16 protein-coding genes are annotated in these 18,432 nt (G+C 40.4%); 7 read left to right on the forward strand and 9 right to left on the reverse strand.

Annotation, left to right across the window (positions count from 1 at the left end; all coding sequences use genetic code 11):
* Positions 1 to 8: 8 nt before the first annotated feature.
* From thiE to ACYSN2_RS02190, 3 genes are all read left to right on the forward strand, one after another.
* Positions 9 to 683, forward strand: a complete 675-nt coding sequence (gene thiE / locus ACYSN2_RS02180; protein WP_461748623.1) for a thiamine phosphate synthase — start codon at positions 9 to 11, stop codon at positions 681 to 683.
* The gene (thiD, locus tag ACYSN2_RS02185; protein WP_461748624.1) at positions 676 to 1,467 is read left to right on the forward strand and encodes a bifunctional hydroxymethylpyrimidine kinase/phosphomethylpyrimidine kinase; all 792 of its coding nucleotides are present in this window, start codon (positions 676 to 678) and stop codon (positions 1,465 to 1,467) included. Before thiE ends, thiD begins: the two co-directional genes overlap by 8 nt.
* Before the next feature lie 132 nt (positions 1,468 to 1,599).
* Complete coding sequence (locus ACYSN2_RS02190) at positions 1,600 to 2,208, forward strand: flavin reductase family protein (protein WP_461748625.1); 609 nt, start codon at positions 1,600 to 1,602, stop codon at positions 2,206 to 2,208.
* Positions 2,209 to 2,341: 133 nt separating this feature from the next.
* On the opposite strand, the gene ACYSN2_RS02195 is transcribed toward ACYSN2_RS02190, so the two are convergent.
* Positions 2,342 to 2,641: a TFIIB-type zinc ribbon-containing protein gene (locus ACYSN2_RS02195; protein ID WP_461748626.1), complete on the reverse strand. Its 300-nt coding sequence runs from the start codon at positions 2,639 to 2,641 to the stop codon at positions 2,342 to 2,344.
* Between the two features lie 161 nt (positions 2,642 to 2,802).
* Between ACYSN2_RS02195 and ACYSN2_RS02200 the strand changes: the two genes are divergently transcribed.
* The gene (locus ACYSN2_RS02200; protein ID WP_461748627.1) at positions 2,803 to 4,116 is read left to right on the forward strand and encodes an MFS transporter; all 1,314 of its coding nucleotides are present in this window, start codon (positions 2,803 to 2,805) and stop codon (positions 4,114 to 4,116) included.
* A 257-nt stretch (positions 4,117 to 4,373) separates the two neighbouring features.
* On the opposite strand, the gene rsgA is transcribed toward ACYSN2_RS02200, so the two are convergent.
* The 6 genes from rsgA to serS all read right to left on the reverse strand — a co-directional run bounded on the left by rsgA (position 4,374) and on the right by serS (position 10,430).
* Positions 4,374 to 5,366, reverse strand: a complete 993-nt coding sequence (gene rsgA, locus ACYSN2_RS02205; protein WP_461748628.1) for a ribosome small subunit-dependent GTPase A — start codon at positions 5,364 to 5,366, stop codon at positions 4,374 to 4,376.
* Between the two features lie 6 nt (positions 5,367 to 5,372).
* The gene (fdxA, locus tag ACYSN2_RS02210) at positions 5,373 to 5,696 is read right to left on the reverse strand and encodes a ferredoxin FdxA (protein ID WP_461748629.1); all 324 of its coding nucleotides are present in this window, start codon (positions 5,694 to 5,696) and stop codon (positions 5,373 to 5,375) included.
* 65 nt (positions 5,697 to 5,761) lie between these two features.
* Positions 5,762 to 6,964, reverse strand: coding sequence for a tyrosine--tRNA ligase (tyrS, locus tag ACYSN2_RS02215; protein WP_461748630.1), 1,203 nt, complete (start codon positions 6,962 to 6,964; stop codon positions 5,762 to 5,764).
* Between the two features lie 332 nt (positions 6,965 to 7,296).
* Positions 7,297 to 8,490, reverse strand: a complete 1,194-nt coding sequence (locus ACYSN2_RS02220) for a L,D-transpeptidase family protein (RefSeq protein WP_461748631.1) — start codon at positions 8,488 to 8,490, stop codon at positions 7,297 to 7,299.
* 61 nt (positions 8,491 to 8,551) lie between these two features.
* Positions 8,552 to 8,800: a YfhL family 4Fe-4S dicluster ferredoxin gene (locus ACYSN2_RS02225; RefSeq protein WP_461748632.1), complete on the reverse strand. Its 249-nt coding sequence runs from the start codon at positions 8,798 to 8,800 to the stop codon at positions 8,552 to 8,554.
* Between the two features lie 361 nt (positions 8,801 to 9,161).
* Positions 9,162 to 10,430, reverse strand: coding sequence for a serine--tRNA ligase (serS, locus tag ACYSN2_RS02230; RefSeq protein ID WP_461748633.1), 1,269 nt, complete (start codon positions 10,428 to 10,430; stop codon positions 9,162 to 9,164).
* Positions 10,431 to 10,568: 138 nt separating this feature from the next.
* Here serS and ACYSN2_RS02235 point away from each other — a divergent pair, with 138 nt between their 5' ends.
* Positions 10,569 to 11,072 carry a hypothetical protein gene (locus ACYSN2_RS02235; RefSeq protein WP_461748634.1) on the forward strand — a complete coding sequence of 168 codons (504 nt, stop codon included), beginning with the start codon at positions 10,569 to 10,571 and terminating at the stop codon, positions 11,070 to 11,072.
* A gap of 219 nt (positions 11,073 to 11,291) precedes the next feature.
* Here ACYSN2_RS02235 and ACYSN2_RS02240 read toward each other — a convergent pair whose 3' ends face one another.
* Entirely contained in the window at positions 11,292 to 12,029 is a 738-nt protein-coding gene (locus ACYSN2_RS02240; protein WP_461748635.1) for a hypothetical protein, read from the reverse strand.
* A gap of 358 nt (positions 12,030 to 12,387) precedes the next feature.
* On the reverse strand, positions 12,388 to 13,815 hold the full coding sequence (locus tag ACYSN2_RS02245) for a cation:dicarboxylate symporter family transporter (RefSeq protein WP_461748636.1): 1,428 nt from the start codon (positions 13,813 to 13,815) through the stop codon (positions 12,388 to 12,390).
* A 424-nt stretch (positions 13,816 to 14,239) separates the two neighbouring features.
* Here ACYSN2_RS02245 and ACYSN2_RS02250 point away from each other — a divergent pair, with 424 nt between their 5' ends.
* Positions 14,240 to 17,698 (forward strand): AAA family ATPase, encoded by a 3,459-nt coding sequence (locus ACYSN2_RS02250; protein ID WP_461748637.1) that lies wholly within the window; start codon positions 14,240 to 14,242, stop codon positions 17,696 to 17,698.
* A 530-nt stretch (positions 17,699 to 18,228) separates the two neighbouring features.
* Positions 18,229 to 18,360, forward strand: coding sequence for a hypothetical protein (locus ACYSN2_RS02255; RefSeq protein ID WP_461748638.1), 132 nt, complete (start codon positions 18,229 to 18,231; stop codon positions 18,358 to 18,360).
* The last annotated feature ends 72 nt before the right edge of the window (positions 18,361 to 18,432 follow it).

Here is an 18,432-nt window from a genome sequence, read left to right on the forward strand (position 1 = left end):
GAAATTAGATGGGTTACCCAATCATTCGTAACAATATTAGCCGAACATCGTTCGATTTATCGCTCTATTTAGTATTAGATCCAGAACTTTGTGGTGGGATTGCCGGCATGGCAGCAACAGTTTATGAAGCTGTTGAAAATGGTGTAACGTGCGTTCAGTTGCGCTCTGAAAAAGAGGTCAATAAACGGTATTGGTATGAAGCGGGCGTGATGATTAAAGCGGTGCTTGCCGATTATAATGTGCCGTTAATTGTGAATGATCATATTGACGTTGCACTTGCTATTGACGCCGATGGCGTTCATATCGGACAAAATGATTTACCGCCGGAAGCGGTGCGTAAAATGATTGGTCCGAATAAGCTGTTAGGATTATCCGTGGGTTCTATTGGCGAATTACTTGCCGTAAAACCGCATGAAGTAGATTATGTGGGCGTTGGACCTGTATTTGCAACAACCACCAAAAAGAATGCAAGACCGGCAATGGGCATTGAAGGATTGCAGAAAATTGTCGCAGCAAGAGCGATTCCGAAAGTGGCGATTGGTGGAATTAATGCCGGCAATGTAGAATCAGTGATGCAGACAAAAGTGAACGGCGTTGCCGTTGTTTCTGCGATTTGTGGCCAAGAGGATGTGGCTACTGCGACAAAACAGTTAGTGAAATTGATAGGGAATATTGATGAATAAAATTTTGACAATGGCCGGATCAGATCCAAGTGGCGGTGCCGGCATTCAGGCGGATTTAAAAGCTTTTTCTGCGCTCGGCGCGTATGGAATGTCGATCTTAACGGCATTAACGGCGCAATCAACGCAAGGTGTGGACGGCGTTTTGCCGGTGCCGATAGAGTTTATTGAAAAGCAATACATCACGCTGTATAACGATATTGTGGCAGATGCCACCAAATTGGGAGCGCTTGTGAATCAAGAAGTGATTCACTGCGTTGCGGATCTTTTAACGAAGTATCCGATTCCGTTTGTGGTATTAGATACGGTAATGATTGCAAAGGGTGGTCATCCACTTTTAGTCGATGATGCAGTGAGCGCCATTCGTGAGCGAATGCTTCCATTAGCTGATATTATTACGCCGAATATTCCAGAAGCTGCGGCGCTTCTAGAAACATCAGAAGCTACCACAGAAGAAGAGATGATTCAGCAAGGGCAAGCATTATTGGAATTAGGACCAAAATCGGTATTGATGAAAGGCGGGCATTTATCATCAGATCTCAGTCCTGATTTCTTAATTACAAAGAACGGCGTTGAAAAATTTGTGAGTCCAAGAATCGCAACGAAAAATACCCATGGAACGGGTTGCACATTATCTGCGGCAATTGCAGCGCTTGTGCCAAAGCATGGTTTAAGTGAAAGCGTGAAACTTGCGAAAACCTATATTGATGGTGCGATTGCAAATGCCGATAAGCTTGATGTCGGCAAGGGAATTGGTCCAACACATCATTTTTATCGTTGGTGGTAAGTTTTTCAGATCGCTTTTTGCATCAAAACTATGTCATGATCATTCAATAAACCTATTATGAAAACGATTATGAAAAGATTGTTGAATAATAAGTGGAAAAATAGCGGAATGATAGATATTTAGGAGCCAATCATGCAATACGATTTTCGAGATATTTCCCCAGATTTAATCTATAAGCTGATGGCTTCTACCATTGTTCCAAGACCTATCGCTTGGATTACCACGAAATCTAAAACAGGCGTTGTGAATGCAGCGCCTTTTAGCTTTTTTAATATGATGGGCAGTGAACCGCCGGTTGTGGCTGTGGGCTTGCAAGGAAAAGTCGGGGGAAAGCTTAAAGATACAACGCAAAATATTTTGGATACGAAAGAGTTTGTCGTCAATCTTGTGCCACATAATATGGCGATATCGATGAATGAAACGAGCCGAGAATATTCAGAGGACGACAATGAACTAGAAATCGGTCATATTTCCACAATGCCGGCAATATTAGTAAAAGCGCCACTTATTAAAGATGTGCCAGTGAGTTTTGAATGCGTTTCCATTTCTGAAGTGCAAACGGGCGCTTCGCAATATGTCATTTTAGGGGAAGTAAAAATCTGTCATATTGCCGATGAGTTTTTGCTAGATCGTAATGCGGTTTATGTGGATACCGAAAAAATGAATCTGATTAGCCGAATGCACGGCAGAGGTTGGTATTCGCAAAATAAAGATCTATTTCTTATGGAAAGACCGAAGTAACGAGTAGATTGATTCGATCAAAACAAGCATCTAAATGAGAAGGATCTTCTTTTTAGATGCTTTTTTATCGACACTTTATCGGCTTTTTTATAGTTTCTTACAGTACGTTATTCACGTCTATTTCTGTTGGATATTAATCAAAAAGATCCATTAAGAAACTGCGTTTGCGATAACGTTTATCGTCAGAACGATCATAATCACGATCATCATGTCTGCGATCATGGTGACGCTCATAATCTTGGCTATGACTTTGATCACGTCTTGAGTGATCTTGTTGAATTGGCTGATTTTGTGCTTGATTTGATAGCTCAATAATTTTATCTAATTCTCCACGATCGAGCCAAACGCCACGGCATTCTGGGCAGAAATCAATTTCTACATTTTGACGAGCACTCATGACTAAAGTAACATCTTTACAAATAGGACATTTCATAACCAATTCCTTTATAGTTAAACTTCTTTTGAAAAAATAACGTCGCATTATAGGGATGAAAGATGACAGTAATCTTAAGAAAGCGATTTTTTGTCATTTTTAGCTGAAAATATATTTAGTCACAAATCACAAGTCACAATCAATAGTTAGAGAAAAGGTTTATGAATATTCAAACATTTTTAAATGAACATCGATTTTCAAAGCTTCAATTGTCGGTGTTTCTCTTTACCTTTCTCATTGCGTTTTTTGATGGTTACGATACCGCCGTTATTGGCTATATTGCGCCGAGCTTATTGGTAGAATGGGGAATTGAGAAATCTCATTTAGCGCCGGTGTTAAGTGCGGCGCTGTTAGGGCTTGCCATTGGAGCGATTACTTTTGGGCCCATTGCTGATCGCTTTGGGCGTAAAAAAGTATTGATCCTTTCTGTCATGATTTTCTCCATAGGAACGACAATTTCTGCCGGCGTTTCCTCATTAGGCGAATTAGAGCTTTTACGCTTTATCACAGGATTAGGATTAGGTGCGGCAATGCCGAATGCCGTGACTTTAATGTCGGAATATTCTCCGCTTCAAAAGCGCTCAATGATTGTGAACACCATGTTTTGTGGATTTCCATTAGGCGCAGCCTTGGGTGGATTTATTGCGGCTTATTTAATTCCACATTTTGGCTGGCGATCTACGTTAATTTTTGGCGGAACAATTCCGCTCTTTCTCTCGTTATTAATGATTGTTTACTTGCCGGAATCGGTGCGGTTTTTGGTGAGAAAGAGTGATCAATCTTCGCTGCAAAAAATGCGAGTGATTCTCCAAAAAATTGATCTTTCTGCGAAAAATATCTCACAATTTACCTTAGATGAAGGCGCGATTGTGACGGAAAAGAAAGGTTTAAGTTTGGTGCTTTCACGTAATTATTGGCAAGGCTCGCTTCTGTTATGGATTGCATATTTTATGGGATTAGTGATTTTTTATGGCGTGATGAATTGGATGCCGACGCTATTTCAGGAAGTATCGATGTCCGGCGGTTTAGCATCCATGATTACGGGGTTATTCGCATTAGGCGGATTAGGCGCTATTGGAAATGGCTGGTTGATGGATCGTTTTAATGGTGTTTTACTCATTGCCTTTTTTGCGGTTTTAACGGCGATTTCTGTAGCGCTGATCGGCGTTTTGATCTCAGCACCCTTAGCGTTATTAATCGCGATCATTTTATTTGCCGGCATTGTGATGAATACGGCGCAATCATCATTACCGGCATTAGCAGCAAACTTTTATCCCACAGAAGGGCGAACGACCGGAGTTTCTATGATGCTCGGAATCGGACGATTTGGCGGGATTGCTGGATCATTTTTAGTAGCAGGATTAATTCAGTGGAATCTGGGTATTGAAGAGATTTTCTTTATCTTAGCAATGCCGGCATTGATCGCTGCATTGTGTCTGCTTTTAAAATATTGGCTCTATAAAGACAGAGATTAATAGAATCTGGATTGAAGTTAGCCTGATGTCAAATCGGTCTAATAAAGTTCAATTGTCAAATAGAAGCTGATTCATGGCTGGATCGAATGCTTGCATACTTCTGAAAATCTCGTGCCAGCGGAAGAAAGCCTTTTAGAAATCTTTAAACATAAAAAACCTTTTAGAGTTATCCATTAGGATTTTTTCTAAAAGGTTTCTTTGTGTCAGTTTCGAGTATCAAAGATCATTAAATAATGAGTTGCTATTAAATGCTGATCTTATCGTTTTCTTCCACTTTTTACTTGGCGTTCAATGCTTTTGGTCATGCTGCTTTTGATTTGCAGATAACTATCTAATCGTCTTTGGGAGATAATGCCGGCGCTGATGGCTTCTTGGAAGCTGCATCCGGGATCATCTAAATGCCGGCAATTACTGAAACGGCAAGGTTCTGTAATGCTTTTAAATTCAGGGAATCCTTCATCGATCGCTTCAAGTGGTAAATGCTCAATATTAAAACTGCGAACACCGGGAGAATCGATCAGGTAACTTTCCGGCATGGGAAGATGGTAGAGTGTTGTGCTTGAAGTTGTATGATTTCCAAGCCCTGTTGCGGCATTAATCTTTTGGGTTTGTAACTCTAATTCCGGAATGAGTTTGTTCGTTAGAGACGATTTACCAACGCCAGATTGCCCTACGAAAATAGAGGTCTTGCCGGTAAGATGCGCTTCTAATGCTTTTACAGAATCTTCATCAAAGATAGAAGTGTAGAGAAACTCAATGCCGAGTTTTTGATAATCTTCTAAAAATGCGAGCTCTTCAGGATTATGGATTTCATCTTTTTTATTGACGATAAATGCAAGCTCAATATCAAAGAATGTTGCGGCAACGAGGTAGCGATCAATAAGAGAAGGGCTCGGTGCAGGTTGCGGTGCGATCACGACATATAGTCGATCAATATTTGCTGCTAGAATTTTTTCAGCACCGCCAAAAGCGATACGAGAAAAGTGATTTTCACGAGGTAATCGTGTAATGACAACAGGTTCATTTTGCTCTAACAGATAATAGACATAATCTCCGCAGACAATGGCGCCTAAGTTTTGGCGAACGGCTGCTTTATGGAGGTTGAGTTCTTGATCTTCAAGTGTTACATGCTGACCATGTTGTGAGACAACTCTTCCAGAAAGGGCATGATCGAGATCTTCATTAGAGAGAATCTCTTCACGTCTTGTTTCTAGAAGACGTTTTTGTTGGTTCGTTAAACGGCGACTCATCGGCTATTAACGCTCAAGATGGGGAAGTTTATTTTCAACGCCATCCCATTTTGCAGCTTCAGGAAGCGGCTCTTTCTGCTCGGTAATCACCGGCCATTTACGAGAAAGTTCGGCGTTGAGATCAAGGAAGATCATCTGATCTTCCCTTAAATCATCATCAGCAAGAATTGCACCTGCCGGACATTCCGGTTCACATAAGGTGCAATCAATGCATTCATCGGGATCGATGACAAGAAAATTAGGCCCTTCATGAAAGCAATCAACAGGACAGACTTCCACGCAATCGGTGTATTTACATAAAATACAGTTATCGGTAACAACAAATGTCATAACTTTAATGGCTCCGTTTAGGATGGATTAAATTGGATTGAGTTCAGTGTAGGGCGCTATTTTACTTATTTTACAATCACGTTTGCGATACGGCGTTTACCCACTTGGATAATCACTTCGTCGCCTTGATTGAGGTTTAAAGCTTTGTCTTCGATGCGTTCTTGATTAATACGAACCGCGCCTTCAGTAATCATTCTGAATGCTTCAGAGTTTGAGCTCACTAAGCCCGCTTGACGCATTGCATGAGCGATTCCGATCACGCCATCTTCAGATTGTACAACTTTATCTTCGATGTTTTCAGGAAGATTTCCTTTTTGGAAACGTTCGATGAAGTTGCGCTGTGCTTGTTCTGCAGCTGCTTTATCGTGGAAGCGAGTAATGATCTCATCACAAAGCTCAAATTTTACATCACGAGGATTACGGCCATCTTTTACTTCTTGTTTTAAGCGTGCAATATCTTCGTTTGAACGGAAGCTTAAAAGTTCAAAGTAGTTCCACATTAAGTCATCAGAGATCGACATAAGTTTCCCAAATTGATCATCCGGCGCTTCGTCAACTCCTACGTAGTTACCGAGAGATTTAGACATTTTATTCACACCATCTAAACCCACTAATAACGGCATCATGATTGCACATTGTGGCTTATTATTGCCGTAAGCACGTTGAAGATCACGACCCATTAACAGGTTGAACTTTTGGTCTGTTCCACCAAGTTCTACGTCTGTTTGTAAACTTACAGAGTCATAACCTTGAAGAAGTGGGTAGATAAACTCATGAATTGCAATTGGTTGCTGAGATTTATAACGTTTTTCAAAGTCATCACGCTCAAGCATTCTTGCAACGGTATGGCGTGAAGCAAGTTGAATCATGCCAGCTGTACCGAGCTCATTTAACCATGAGGAGTTAAATGCTACTTTTGTGAGATTGCGATCTAAGATTTTAAAGATTTGCTCTTCATACGTTTTCGCATTTGCTAAAACTTGTTCACGTGTTAAAGGCTTGCGGGTGACATCTTTACCTGATGGATCGCCGATCATGCCGGTAAAGTCACCGATTAGGAATGTAACTTCATGTCCTAAATCTTGGAAGTGACGCATTTTGTTGATTACAACGGTATGTCCGAGATGTAGGTCTGGAGCTGTAGGGTCGAAGCCTACTTTAATGCGAAGTTGACGACCTTCTTTGAGTTTTGCAGTCAAATCCTCAATAGAAATAACTTCGTCAGTACCGCGTTGAATAATCTCTAGACTCTCTTCAATGGTTGCCATATTTTTTATCCTAACTTTTTTTCAAAATGGATTTACACTCTCTATTGTGACTTTACTTCAAGAGTGCGGGTTGAAGTAAAGGATAGAGATCTCGAAATGATTTTAGTTTTGAACTATGTCATCGGTTTTATCTATTTTTAGATATTGCACATGTTTTATTTACATTTTAAAAATGTGTCAAAACAGATGAATCAAATACTTTAGAGATCTCTATTTGTAATATTCTGATGTTAAATTTTATACTGAATTTTACGCTTAACTCTACGAATGCTGATTTTGGCATCTCAGTCTTAAGCCTAAAACGGATGAAATTTCATATTTTCTAATATTGTTTAATACTGAAAGCGATAAGAAGAAGGCTCTGGAAAAATGACTTCGCCTGTTTCTTCAGAAACACTTTCAGGGACGATAATTGTTCTGGGATCTGGAGTTAACCGAATCTCTTTTGAGTTGATCGTTGTGTTACGATCTCGTGGACTTGTTGAAGGAACCACAAGTTTCGGAGGCGATGATTGCTGAACGCTATATGGCGCTGTTGTATTTCGCAGTGGTTCAGAATAGAGCTCTATTTGAGGGCTTTGATTCACGGGGAATTGTGGCGCTCGATAAGTTTCTTTCTGCCCGATATTGACAGGAATTCCCGTTTGTTGTCGTACCGCTAAATTGACAATATCATAGTTGATAATGCTATTAGGGTAAGGCTTTAGGAATTTCTCTAATTGCGTAAGCGCTTTTTCTCGTAAACCCTCGACCGATAATTCATCCTCTTCTAACGGCGGATGAACTTCCATGTAGAGATCGTTATTTAAAAAACCATATTTCACAGGCTCATTCAGGAAAGTGACCATGGTTTTCGTGGGAACCATCTCATAAAGATGTTCAATATGTTGAGGGTAGAAGCGCATGCAACCATGGGTTACTCGCATACCAATGCCGGTTTGTTCATTCGTTCCGTGTAATAAATAACTTGGAAGTGCTAACCGCAATACGCGAGTGCCCAGCGGATTTTCAGGTCCTGCAGGTACCATTCTAGGAAGCGTTCCACGTCCCATCTCTGCGTGTTCTTTACGAATACTTTCAGGTGGATACCAAGGTGGATTCTCTTGTTTGCGGGTAATTGCCCATGAACCTATGGGTGTTTTCCAATCCATACGCCCAACGCCGACAGGATATACATAGATTTTATCCGTGCCTTTTAGAAAATAGTAGGTGCGCATTTCAGGAATATTAGAGACAATTCCTGAACGCTTTCCTTCCGGCAATATAAATTGTGTTGGAAGAATGAAAGGCGTTTTATCATCTAATAGCCAAGCATTAATGCCGGGATTTGCCCAGCGCAATTCGTCATAACCCATCTCATAGCGAATGGTTAAATCTGCTAATGATTCATGTTTAATGGGTGTGACATACATAATTTCGCCGATAAGATCGTTGCCTTTTTCAGGTTGAGTATATTCAACATGTTTTTGGGCAACAGCGACAGAAATTAGTAGGCTTGCGGATAATAAGAAACGTCTCATTGTCATAAACTACTCTCTAAAAGCGTGGATTTACGGTCGTTAAATAGCAATCCATTGCAATTATTTATTAACCTTGTTGAAGCTTATGGAATTTTTCCATTAAGTCATCTTCAGATTCTACATGATCTGGATTCTTTGGAATACATTCCACTGGACAAACTTCTACACATTGTGGTGTATCGAAGTGACCGATGCATTCTGTGCACTTATTTGGGTCGATCACATAGATTTCAGGACCCATTGAGATCGCCTCATTTGGGCACTCTGGTTCACATACGTCACAGTTAATGCATTCATCTGTAATCATTAATGCCATGATTAATTTCTCCTAAAATAACAGATAATTCCACGGATGAAGGGAGTTATCTTAAATTAAATATTACGGATTTGGGCTGATGATCATGATTGATTTTCAGCTTTTTATTGTGAATGTAAAACTCACAATTTGATTCGTTACTAAAAGGGTCAAGACTCATCCGAATCTCTATTTTATCGTGATTCTCGCTAACATTCATAATAAGTTCATGTATTAGTGATATAAAAACTAAGGATAGAAACAGAAATCTAGATGGAATTGATGATATTTTTTTGAAAAGGGAAGGTTGATCAGAAAGATCGAACCTTCCTTTACTGCTTCGAGTTGAGAATGATCTATTGTTAGCCGTTAGCTATTACTATTAGATATACTCAACACCGCGCATATAAGGTTTAAGTATTTCCGGCACACGAATGCGACCATCAGCTTCTTGATAGTTCTCAAGAACCGCAACAAGCGTTCTACCCACTGCTAATCCTGAACCATTAAGCGTATGAAGAAGCTCAGGTTTGCCTGTTTCACTGTTTCTGAAACGTGCTTTTAAACGGCGAGCTTGGAAATCTTCACAGTTTGAGCATGAAGAGATTTCACGATATTTCTCTTGTCCTGGAAGCCACACTTCTAAGTCATACGTTTTTGCTGCTGAAAAGCCCATATCTCCGGTGCAAAGTACAACACGGCGATAAGGGAGTTCTAATTTTTCTAAAATCGTTTCTGCGTGAGTGACTAATCTTTCAAGCGCATCATAAGAATCTTCAGGTTTTGTGAAGTGAACGAGTTCTACTTTCTCAAATTGATGCTGACGAATCATTCCGCGAGTATCACGGCCGTAGCTTCCTGCTTCTGATCTAAAGCATGTGCTGTGTGCTACGAGCTGTGTTGGCAATTCTGCTTCTTCTAAAATTTCATCTTGTGCAAGGTTTGAAAGGGGAACTTCTGCCGTAGGAATCAGGTAGAAATTACGCTCATCTTCAAGCTTGAAGAGATCTTCAGAGAATTTTGGTAATTGCGCTGTGCCGTAAAGGCTCTTTTGATTCACAATCACCGGCACGTTTACTTCTGTGTAACCATGCTCTTCAATATGCGTATCAAGCATGAATTGCGCTAATGCTCTATGAAGTTTTGCCATGTTTGATTTTAAAACAACAAAGCGTGATCCACTGATTTTCACCGCAGATTCAAAATCCATGCCACTATTTTCGCCTAATGCCACATGATCTTTTGGTTCGAAATCAAATTCTCTCGGCGTTCCCCAACGTTTGATCTCAACGTTATCATCTTCATCTTTCCCAACAGGCACTTCGCTGTTCGGAATGTTTGGCATATCAAGGAGCATTGCATTTAATTCTTCACTAATGCCATTGAGAGTAGTTTCAGCTTCAGAGAGCTTATCTCCCAATTGGGCAACGGATGCCAAGATCTCAGATACGTCTTCGCCTTTCGCTTTTGCCATTCCAATTTTCTTGGAAGTGGTATTACGCTCATTTTGCAACTCTTGCAAGGAGATCTGTAACACACGGCGCTTTTCTTCAAGTTCATTAAAGCGTGCTGTGTCCATTTTGTAATCGCGTTTTTCAAGCGCATGAACAACATCATCTAAATTTTGTCTTAATAGGCGTGGATCAATCACTTGTATATCCTTCATGAAGTGTAAAAATTAACCCCGTATTATATACGAAAAAGAGATTTTCTTCCAAAGGAAATAGACAACAACGGATTTCGGGTATAGTTTAGTCAGAATAAGAGTTACCTAAAGGAATGTATCAAGATGAATCACTGTATAAAAGCTTCCATTCTCATGCTTGCATCGCTCTGGATTGCAGGTTGCGCCTCTGTTGCCGATTCACAAAATAGGGCAATGGATCATTATCGTGCCGAGCTTGAGAAAGAACGTCAGATGCCAAAAGAGGCGCAAGATCAATATTACGAAACTGCACTTTGGTATAATCCAACCCTTTGGCAAAGTGAGAATGCTACTAAGATGGCAAATCACCAAGGTGCAAAAAAAGCACAGGAAGCCATTGAGCAAGATTTTTATAGCTGTGTGCAAGCGGCAGATGAAGTTGAAAAAGGAATTAGTGCGCAAATTGGTGGCATTGATCCTATTCAAATTACTCATGCAAGAGCAAGTGTAGAAGTTTGTATGGTTGCTAAGAAATATCGTGGGAAAGATCGTTCCCAAAAACTGATTTGTGAATCATCAGATAGCGATGTGCTTCCCATCTGCTCATTAGCACGGGATGAAGTTCTAAACTATCGTGGTTGGGGTTAAATCTAAAGCGTTAAAAACGTCATGGTTAGCATTTCACTTAGAGGGAAGAAGATCCGAATCAGTATTTTTAAATAATTTCAATAAGTTAAATAACAATGCATGTCAATCTTCTTGCCCGCTGTATCCTGCATCTCTAAATCTAAATCTAAATCTAAATCTAAATCTAAATCTAAATCTAAATCTAAATCTAAATCAGTGAATCAGCTGATTGAAACTGTTTTATTTGAAATGAATCAGCTGATATTTTTGCGCTAAAAATAATCCATTTTTCATCGCTTCTTTGATGGAAGGTTGAAGATACGTGAAATTCTCATGTTCTAAAGAGAGTTTGTTGACCACTTTCATCAGTGACGATAATTGCTCTGTAATAGAAAGTTTCGCAATATAGAGCGCCGTTGAATGGGTTTTGTCATCAAATTTATAGTGAAGATCGTAATAGCTTAAAAGATCGCTAAAAGCTTTGATAGCGTTTAAACGCTCTGGCGTAAATTTCACAATAAAGTCAGGTTCTGGGAACACAATTCTCTCTGGCAATTCAATAATCTTTAAATCTGCCAAATATTCGTTGGTCGAGTAGTTTTCTGATAAGAGATCTGTTTTTTTGGAGAATGTGAGTAGCATAAATTGAAAGTGTTGCTCAAAGGTCTGCTTTTCTAAACTTGCATTCTGTTCTTTCAGTTCTGCGCGTGCGCGTGCAATCTCACTACGATTAATTTGTAATTCTTCTCGATTGAGCTGTAAATCTTGACGCTGTAAATGAAGAGAATAGATTACACCGGTAAATGCCACGCCGGTAAAGAGCGCCACAATGGCATCAAAAAATATACTTTCGTTATCTGGGCTTTTGAAAGTGAGATAAATAGCCACAATCCAAGTTACAAAAATAAAGCTAATAGTGATCGCAAATGTCCAACTGAATCGTTGTTGTTCTTTGTTTTCTATTTTTTTTATGCGCATGAAGAAAATCCTTTTTCGTCAGTCACGAGTAAAATCAAGGGGTAGAGTATTAACTCTTATTTTTTATTTTTCTGATCTTTTATTTTTAATGCATTAAGTGATGCATTAAGTGATGCATGAATACTGAATATTGATGATGGATTCATAGAATGAAATACCCGAAAGGCTCATTCAGAATGTAAAAATCGGCAATATAATGTAATGAATCCATTTATCCATTTACTTATATTGCCGATTATTATGACTATTGTGAAAAGTGTCAACTATGTGTGGTAAAAGTCCCTAGAAACCTTCTACAAGTCATGATATCCCAAGAAATATGACTTATAAGATGTGACTAAAGATATGACTGATTAGATTACGAAACTCTATCCTCAAGCATTGCATTGCCATCTTTGAATTTAGCTTGATCGAGTAATCCAAGCTCTTTATCCGTTGCAACTGCCGAAGTCATTGCGCCGGAGATATTCGTCATCGTTCTTGCCATATCAATCACAGGATCAATAGCGAGTACCATGCCAATCAGTGGGAAATATTCGCCCATTCCCATTCCTGAAAGGGCAATAGTTGCCGCAATCGTTGCGGTTCCCGGAACGCCGGCAATGCCGATTGAACCGATCACAATCACAATAAGCAGCATAATGTAGAACTGTAAATTCATCTCAATCCCCACCATATTCGCCACCATCATCACGAGAAGTGCCGGGAAGAAGCCTGCACAACCATTCATGCCCATTGTAGTGCCAAGCGATGGAATGAGGTTGGCCGTACCGCCGGAAACGCCCATGCGTTCTGTCAGCGTAGAGATTGTTAATGGAAGCGTTCCCACAGAGGATCTACTAGAGAATGCCATTACTAACGTATCACGAGATTTTTTCAGGAACATCATCGGCGATAAACCGTGCGCCGCAATAATAATGAGATGAATGAGGATCATCACAAAAGACGCAATATAGATTGCAAGCACAAAGCTCGATACCTTTTTCAGTGCCGGAATCCCATTAGAAATAATCGTGCCGGCAAGGAGTGCAATCACGGCATACGGCATATATTTGATAATGGTCATCGTAATACTCATCACGATTTTGTGAAGCGCATCAATAAAGAGTTTAAAGATATTCATTGCTTCCGGCACTTTCGGTGCCATGCGATTTGCGGCTATACCGATCAGCGCTGAGAAAATCACAAGCCCGATAATATTATTACTATTCATGGCGCTAATAATGTTGTTCGGCACAAGATTTACGAAAGTATCGACAAGCGTTGTGTATTCTCTTTGGGTTGCAGCGGTTTCAATGATTTCATCGCCTTTTCCTAAGCCCATAATCGATGCTAAAATCATGCCAAGAATCGCCGCAATGCCGGTGGTAAATAGAAGCCAGAAAATCCCTCGGCGCGTCACTTTCGTCAGCTGTTTGTCGCCACCAAAATCTAAAATCACTTTCACGATCGACACAAATACAAGGGGAATCACGAGCATACGAATAAAGGCAATAAACGTGCGTCCAAATAAGCCGTACCAAGTGCTCGTTTCTTTTAACACAACGGTTGAACCATCCGGAAATCCTGCCAAAGCCTGAATACCAAGCCCAATGCCGGCTCCTAAAATGAGCCCTGCGAACATTCTGATAAAAAAGCTCACTTTGCGTTTCTGTAATTGATAGATCACAAAAAAGGCAACGAGTAATACCACTAAAGATAGAATGGTTTCATATCTTGAAATGGCTAAAAAGTTCTCAAAAAAAGCGCCGCTAAAAAGGGCGTTTGAGGTATCTGTATCCGGCATATTTCGGCTCCTAAGACAGCTTGGCAAGACGGTTTTAAACTATGAATGTAAATTTGCATCGATAGTATATATGTTATGTATGATAAAAATCCATGCTCGTGTTAAAAAGAGGCAATCTTCAACAGTTTTTAACAAGCATTATTTGATACGTGCTATTTGATGAGGTTCAGGTTCGGATTCAGAGTTAGATTTAGAGTTTTGAGGTCTTATTCTCTATTTTCATTGAAAGAGAAAACTCTAGGAAAAGAGAGAAGCGATTAATCATTACCGTTCTTAGAATAGAGAATCTATGCTATTTTATAGCGTTCATAAAATACTCGATAAAAGGCTCGTCATTCGTAAGCATTCAGCGTTCAATAAGGCGTGAATTAGCCGAAATCTTTATCAAAAAATCATCAAATCAAAAGCCGTTAAAAGAAGAAATATGCGATTAAGTAAAGTAAAGCTCTCAGGATTTAAATCATTTGTGGATCAAACAACCTTTGTGCTGACAGGAAAGCTCAACGGCATTGTCGGCCCCAATGGTTGCGGTAAATCTAATATCATTGATGCCGTGCGTTGGGTGATGGGAGAATCTTCGGCGAAGCAACTTCGCGGCGAATCCATGTCGGATGTGATCTTTAATGGATCAGAGCGCCGGAAACCTGCAGGAATGGCATCCATTGAACTGATTTTTGATAATGATGAGGGCAAGCTTGGCGGTAAATGGGCGGAATATCGTGAGATTAGCGTTCGCAGAGTGCTCGATCGAGATGGCAAAAGCCAATACTTCTTAAATGGCGCGCGTTGTCGCCGACGAGATATTACTGATATCTTCTTAGGAACAGGGCTTGGGCCACGTTCTTATGCGATTATTGAGCAAGGTATGATTTCCCGCATTGTGGAATCGAAACCGGAAGAGCTTCGCACCTTTTTTGAGGAAGCAGCGAATATTTCCAAATATAAAGAACGCCGGCATGAAACCGAGCTTCGCATTGATCATACAAGAACGAATTTAGAGCGCTTAACGGATATTCGTTTAGAGCTTGGAAAACAACTTTCAAAGCTTGAAAAACAAGCGGCAACGGCTCGCAAATATCAATTCTTACGCCGAGAAGAGCGCACGCTGTTTTATGCCGAATTGCATCTGCAAAAGTCAGAAATGGAGCTGGAAATTCAGAGCTTGCTCGATAGCCATGAATCGGAATATGAAATCTTTCAACAGCGGGTAGAAAGCTTAAATCAGGTCACGGAAAAACTTTTTGATCAGAAGAAAGTTTTTGAAGCCTTAGAGCAAGTGGTTGCGAAGAAAAATGAAGAGCTCTATCCCTATAAAAAAGCGGTAGATCATTTAGCCCATGAGCTCATTCGCATTAAAGCCCTTGAACAGCGGGATTTAGAATCGCAAGCGGAATGGCAAGAGAACGGCATTCGTTTAGAAGAAGAATTTAAAACAAGCAGTTTAGAGCTTGAAACATTGCAAACCACGTTCGATGAATCGGCATTTATCCTCGAATCGGAAGCGGATATTATTTGGCAAGGCGAAGAGAACATTACAGAACTTCAAACTTCCGTAGATTCAGCGCAGAAAGAGTATTCAGAAGTGAAAGATCGCCTGAAAACCCTTGAACAGAAACTCGAACTTAATCGTCATAGTTTGCAATATCAGGAAGAGAAAGCGGAAAGATCCCTTGATGAACGCACTCGTTTACAAGCAAGTGCCGGCGCTTTCACGATTTCATCCGATGACGATAGCGAAGCGATGATTTTGGAAGAAACGCTGATTCTCAAAACAAGCGAAGTAGAACAACTCAATCAAACCATTGAAACGAAAGAAGCATCGCATCTGATCTTGAAGCGAGAATTACAATCTCTAGAAGTGGAACAGCGTCAATTATCGGCATCTCGCAATCAGCTTGCCGGCGAAGTCAGCATGCTGGAAAAGATGGTGGTTTCAGAGGAGAAAGTGAACCAATCTCCGCTATTTGAGCATATTCAGGTAAAAGATGGTTGGAATGGTGCGGTGGATTCTATTTTGAATCAACAGCTCTTAATGGATACCAAAAAACGTGCCGGCAAAAGCTATATTTTGGGGCAAAAAACCTTTGAATTTAGTTCCAAACATTTAGGGTTTTACCTTGAGAGTGATTTAGGTTTAGGCTCGCTTTTATCGCATATTTATGTGTTTGATGATGCCGAGATTGATCCGCTTGCGATTGAGAAACAGCCGGCATTTATCGAGCTTCGTGAATCCCTTGGGTTGCATGAAATCATCGTTACAAAATCGGGCTTTATTTTTGGACTCGATTGGGCGATTTACAGTAGCGAAGATGCAAACTTTGGGATTCTTGCAAGACAGCGCTCTTTAGAAAATGCCATTTTAGAAATGGCGGATATTGATGCGCGTTTAGAGATTTTAGATGAAACGCTCTATGAGAAAGATGAAGCATTAACGGCGCTTCAAGCAGAGATTGAAACAGCGCAAAAAACAGTTCAAAAAAGTTCACGAGAACTCTTTGAATTAGAGAAAAAATTGAGCCTTTTCATGCAAGCGAAATCCCATCAGGAAAAAGAGCAACATCGTATTGAAAGTAGATTACATGAGCTTTTAAAAGAAGATGAAATCACGCAAACCTTATTGACGGATCTTAAAGCGGAAATCGAAACCAAAGAATTCACGCTCATTGCCGAAAATGAGCGTTGGGAAGCCATTCAAGAGCGTTATGAATCTTTGAAGCTTCGCTATGAAACCGATAAAAAACAGCTCGATCATCAGCGAAATCTTCATTTAGAGAAAAAACGTCATCAAGATGCGGTGGAACGCTCTTTATTGCAAGTGAAAGAACGAAAGCTCCGTGCGGAATCAGAATTAACGATTTTACGTCAGCGCATGGCATTGCAACAAGATAAAACCAACTATGCAAAGCAAATCAGAGAAACGGAAGAATCAAAGCTCATTGCCGAAGAGAATTTATCGCAATTTGAATCAAGTTTAATTGAAATTCGGGCAGAATTTGAAACTTCGAAAGAGTTGTTGAATGCGCTTGAAACGGAGAAAGGGCAATATGAATCAGCGCTTAGCGTACAGAAAGATCAGCTCAATCAATTCTCCATTAAAGAAGCGGAGCTTAAAACCAAGCAAGCGATGATTCTAGAACAATGGGGCGGATTACTCGTTGAAATTAGCCAAGAAGAGATTTTGGAAGCAGAAACCAATCATGCTGATAAATCCATTGCGATGTTAGAAGCTGAGCTTGAAGAGAAGCAATTTGCCATTCAGAAAATCGGCGCCGTAAACTTAGTGGCGATTACGGAGGCGGAAGAACTTCGTGAGCGAAAAGAGTATTTAGATACGCAAAATAGCGATTTGGAAGAAGCGCTACAAATGCTCGAAAAAGCCATTAAAGAGATTGATGATGAAACTCGTATGCGCTTTATGGAAACCTTTAATGCCGTGAATGCCGACTTCTCAAGATTATTCCCACGTCTGTTTGGTGGCGGAGAAGCATACCTCAAACTCACTGATGATGATGCGCTTACAAGTGGCGTCAATATTATCGCCCATCCGCCGGGCAAAAAACCGGGAACGATCCATCTTCTTTCTGGCGGAGAAAAAGCCTTAACGGCAATGGCACTCGTATTTGGGATTTTCAATTTAAACCCAGCGCCGTTCTGTATGCTCGATGAAGTCGATGCGCCGTTAGATGAAGCCAACGTTCGAAGACTCGGTGAACTCATTGATGAAATGAGTGAAAAAGTACAATTCATCTTCATCACGCACAATAAAGCAACCATGACGATTTCTGATTCTCTCATCGGCGTCACAATGGCAGAACCCGGCGTTTCCCGTTTAGTATCGGTAAACCTCAAAGATGCGATGGAATTTGTGGAAGAGGAGTTTTAGGAATTTTCGTCACGGATTCTAAAGCACTTGCACGATGTCGGATATAACGATTCTTGCGCTTCTATAAGTTCGTGCGCCGACATTGTGGGCGTGAAGTTTCAGAAATAGGGATTTTACTTGCGGGCGAGCAGTTGTGAAAAGCACGCAAACATTCTCTCCCGCCGTGAATCAGCTTTTATTCCGCATTATCAAAGATGAAAGAATGGATTCTAAAGCATTTGCATGATGTCGGATATAACGATCCTTGCGCTTCCATAAGTTCGTGCGCCGACATTGTTGGCTTTGCTTAAGCTCTCTTGTTGCTTGTTGAAATTTGGGATTTATCATTTTCCGGCATTTTAAATTTTGAATATTGAATTTTAAGATTTTATGATCAAATACCAGCATTAAAATTTTAGAAATAGTGATCTCATTTGCGGGCGAGAAGTTGCGAAAAGCACGCGAACATTCTCTCCCGCCATGAATCAGCTTTCTTTCAGCGTTATAAAAGATGCAAACTCGGATTGTAATCTGGATTCTAAAGCACTTGCATGATGTCGGATATAACGATTCTTGTGCTTTCACAAGTTCGTGCGCCGACATTGTTGGCTTTGCTTAAGCTCTTTTGTTGCTTGCTGAAATATGGAATCTGTCATTTTTCCGGCATTAAACTTCAGAAATAGTGATCTTACTTGCGGGCGAGAAGTTGTGAAAAGCATGCAAACATTCTCTCCCGCCGTGAATCAGCTTTGATT

The sequence above is a fragment of the Ignatzschineria sp. LJL83 genome (genome assembly GCF_054871845.1).

Bases quoted from the DNA above. Each gene is read 5' to 3' on its own strand.
- thiE (WP_461748623.1), top strand. From the start codon at position 9: ATGGGTTACCCAATCATTCGTAACAATATTAGCCGAACATCGTTCGAT.
- thiD (WP_461748624.1), top strand. From the start codon at position 676: ATGAATAAAATTTTGACAATGGCCGGATCAGATCCAAGTGGCGGTGCC.
- ACYSN2_RS02190 (WP_461748625.1), top strand. From the start codon at position 1,600: ATGCAATACGATTTTCGAGATATTTCCCCAGATTTAATCTATAAGCTG.
- ACYSN2_RS02195 (WP_461748626.1), bottom strand. From the start codon at position 2,641: ATGAAATGTCCTATTTGTAAAGATGTTACTTTAGTCATGAGTGCTCGT.
- ACYSN2_RS02200 (WP_461748627.1), top strand. From the start codon at position 2,803: ATGAATATTCAAACATTTTTAAATGAACATCGATTTTCAAAGCTTCAA.
- rsgA (WP_461748628.1), bottom strand. From the start codon at position 5,366: ATGAGTCGCCGTTTAACGAACCAACAAAAACGTCTTCTAGAAACAAGA.
- fdxA (WP_461748629.1), bottom strand. From the start codon at position 5,696: ATGACATTTGTTGTTACCGATAACTGTATTTTATGTAAATACACCGAT.
- tyrS (WP_461748630.1), bottom strand. From the start codon at position 6,964: ATGGCAACCATTGAAGAGAGTCTAGAGATTATTCAACGCGGTACTGAC.
- ACYSN2_RS02220 (WP_461748631.1), bottom strand. From the start codon at position 8,490: ATGACAATGAGACGTTTCTTATTATCCGCAAGCCTACTAATTTCTGTC.
- ACYSN2_RS02225 (WP_461748632.1), bottom strand. From the start codon at position 8,800: ATGGCATTAATGATTACAGATGAATGCATTAACTGTGACGTATGTGAA.
- ACYSN2_RS02235 (WP_461748634.1), top strand. From the start codon at position 10,569: ATGAATCACTGTATAAAAGCTTCCATTCTCATGCTTGCATCGCTCTGG.
- ACYSN2_RS02240 (WP_461748635.1), bottom strand. From the start codon at position 12,029: ATGCGCATAAAAAAAATAGAAAACAAAGAACAACAACGATTCAGTTGG.
- ACYSN2_RS02245 (WP_461748636.1), bottom strand. From the start codon at position 13,815: ATGCCGGATACAGATACCTCAAACGCCCTTTTTAGCGGCGCTTTTTTT.
- ACYSN2_RS02250 (WP_461748637.1), top strand. From the start codon at position 14,240: ATGCGATTAAGTAAAGTAAAGCTCTCAGGATTTAAATCATTTGTGGAT.
- ACYSN2_RS02255 (WP_461748638.1), top strand. From the start codon at position 18,229: ATGATGTCGGATATAACGATTCTTGTGCTTTCACAAGTTCGTGCGCCG.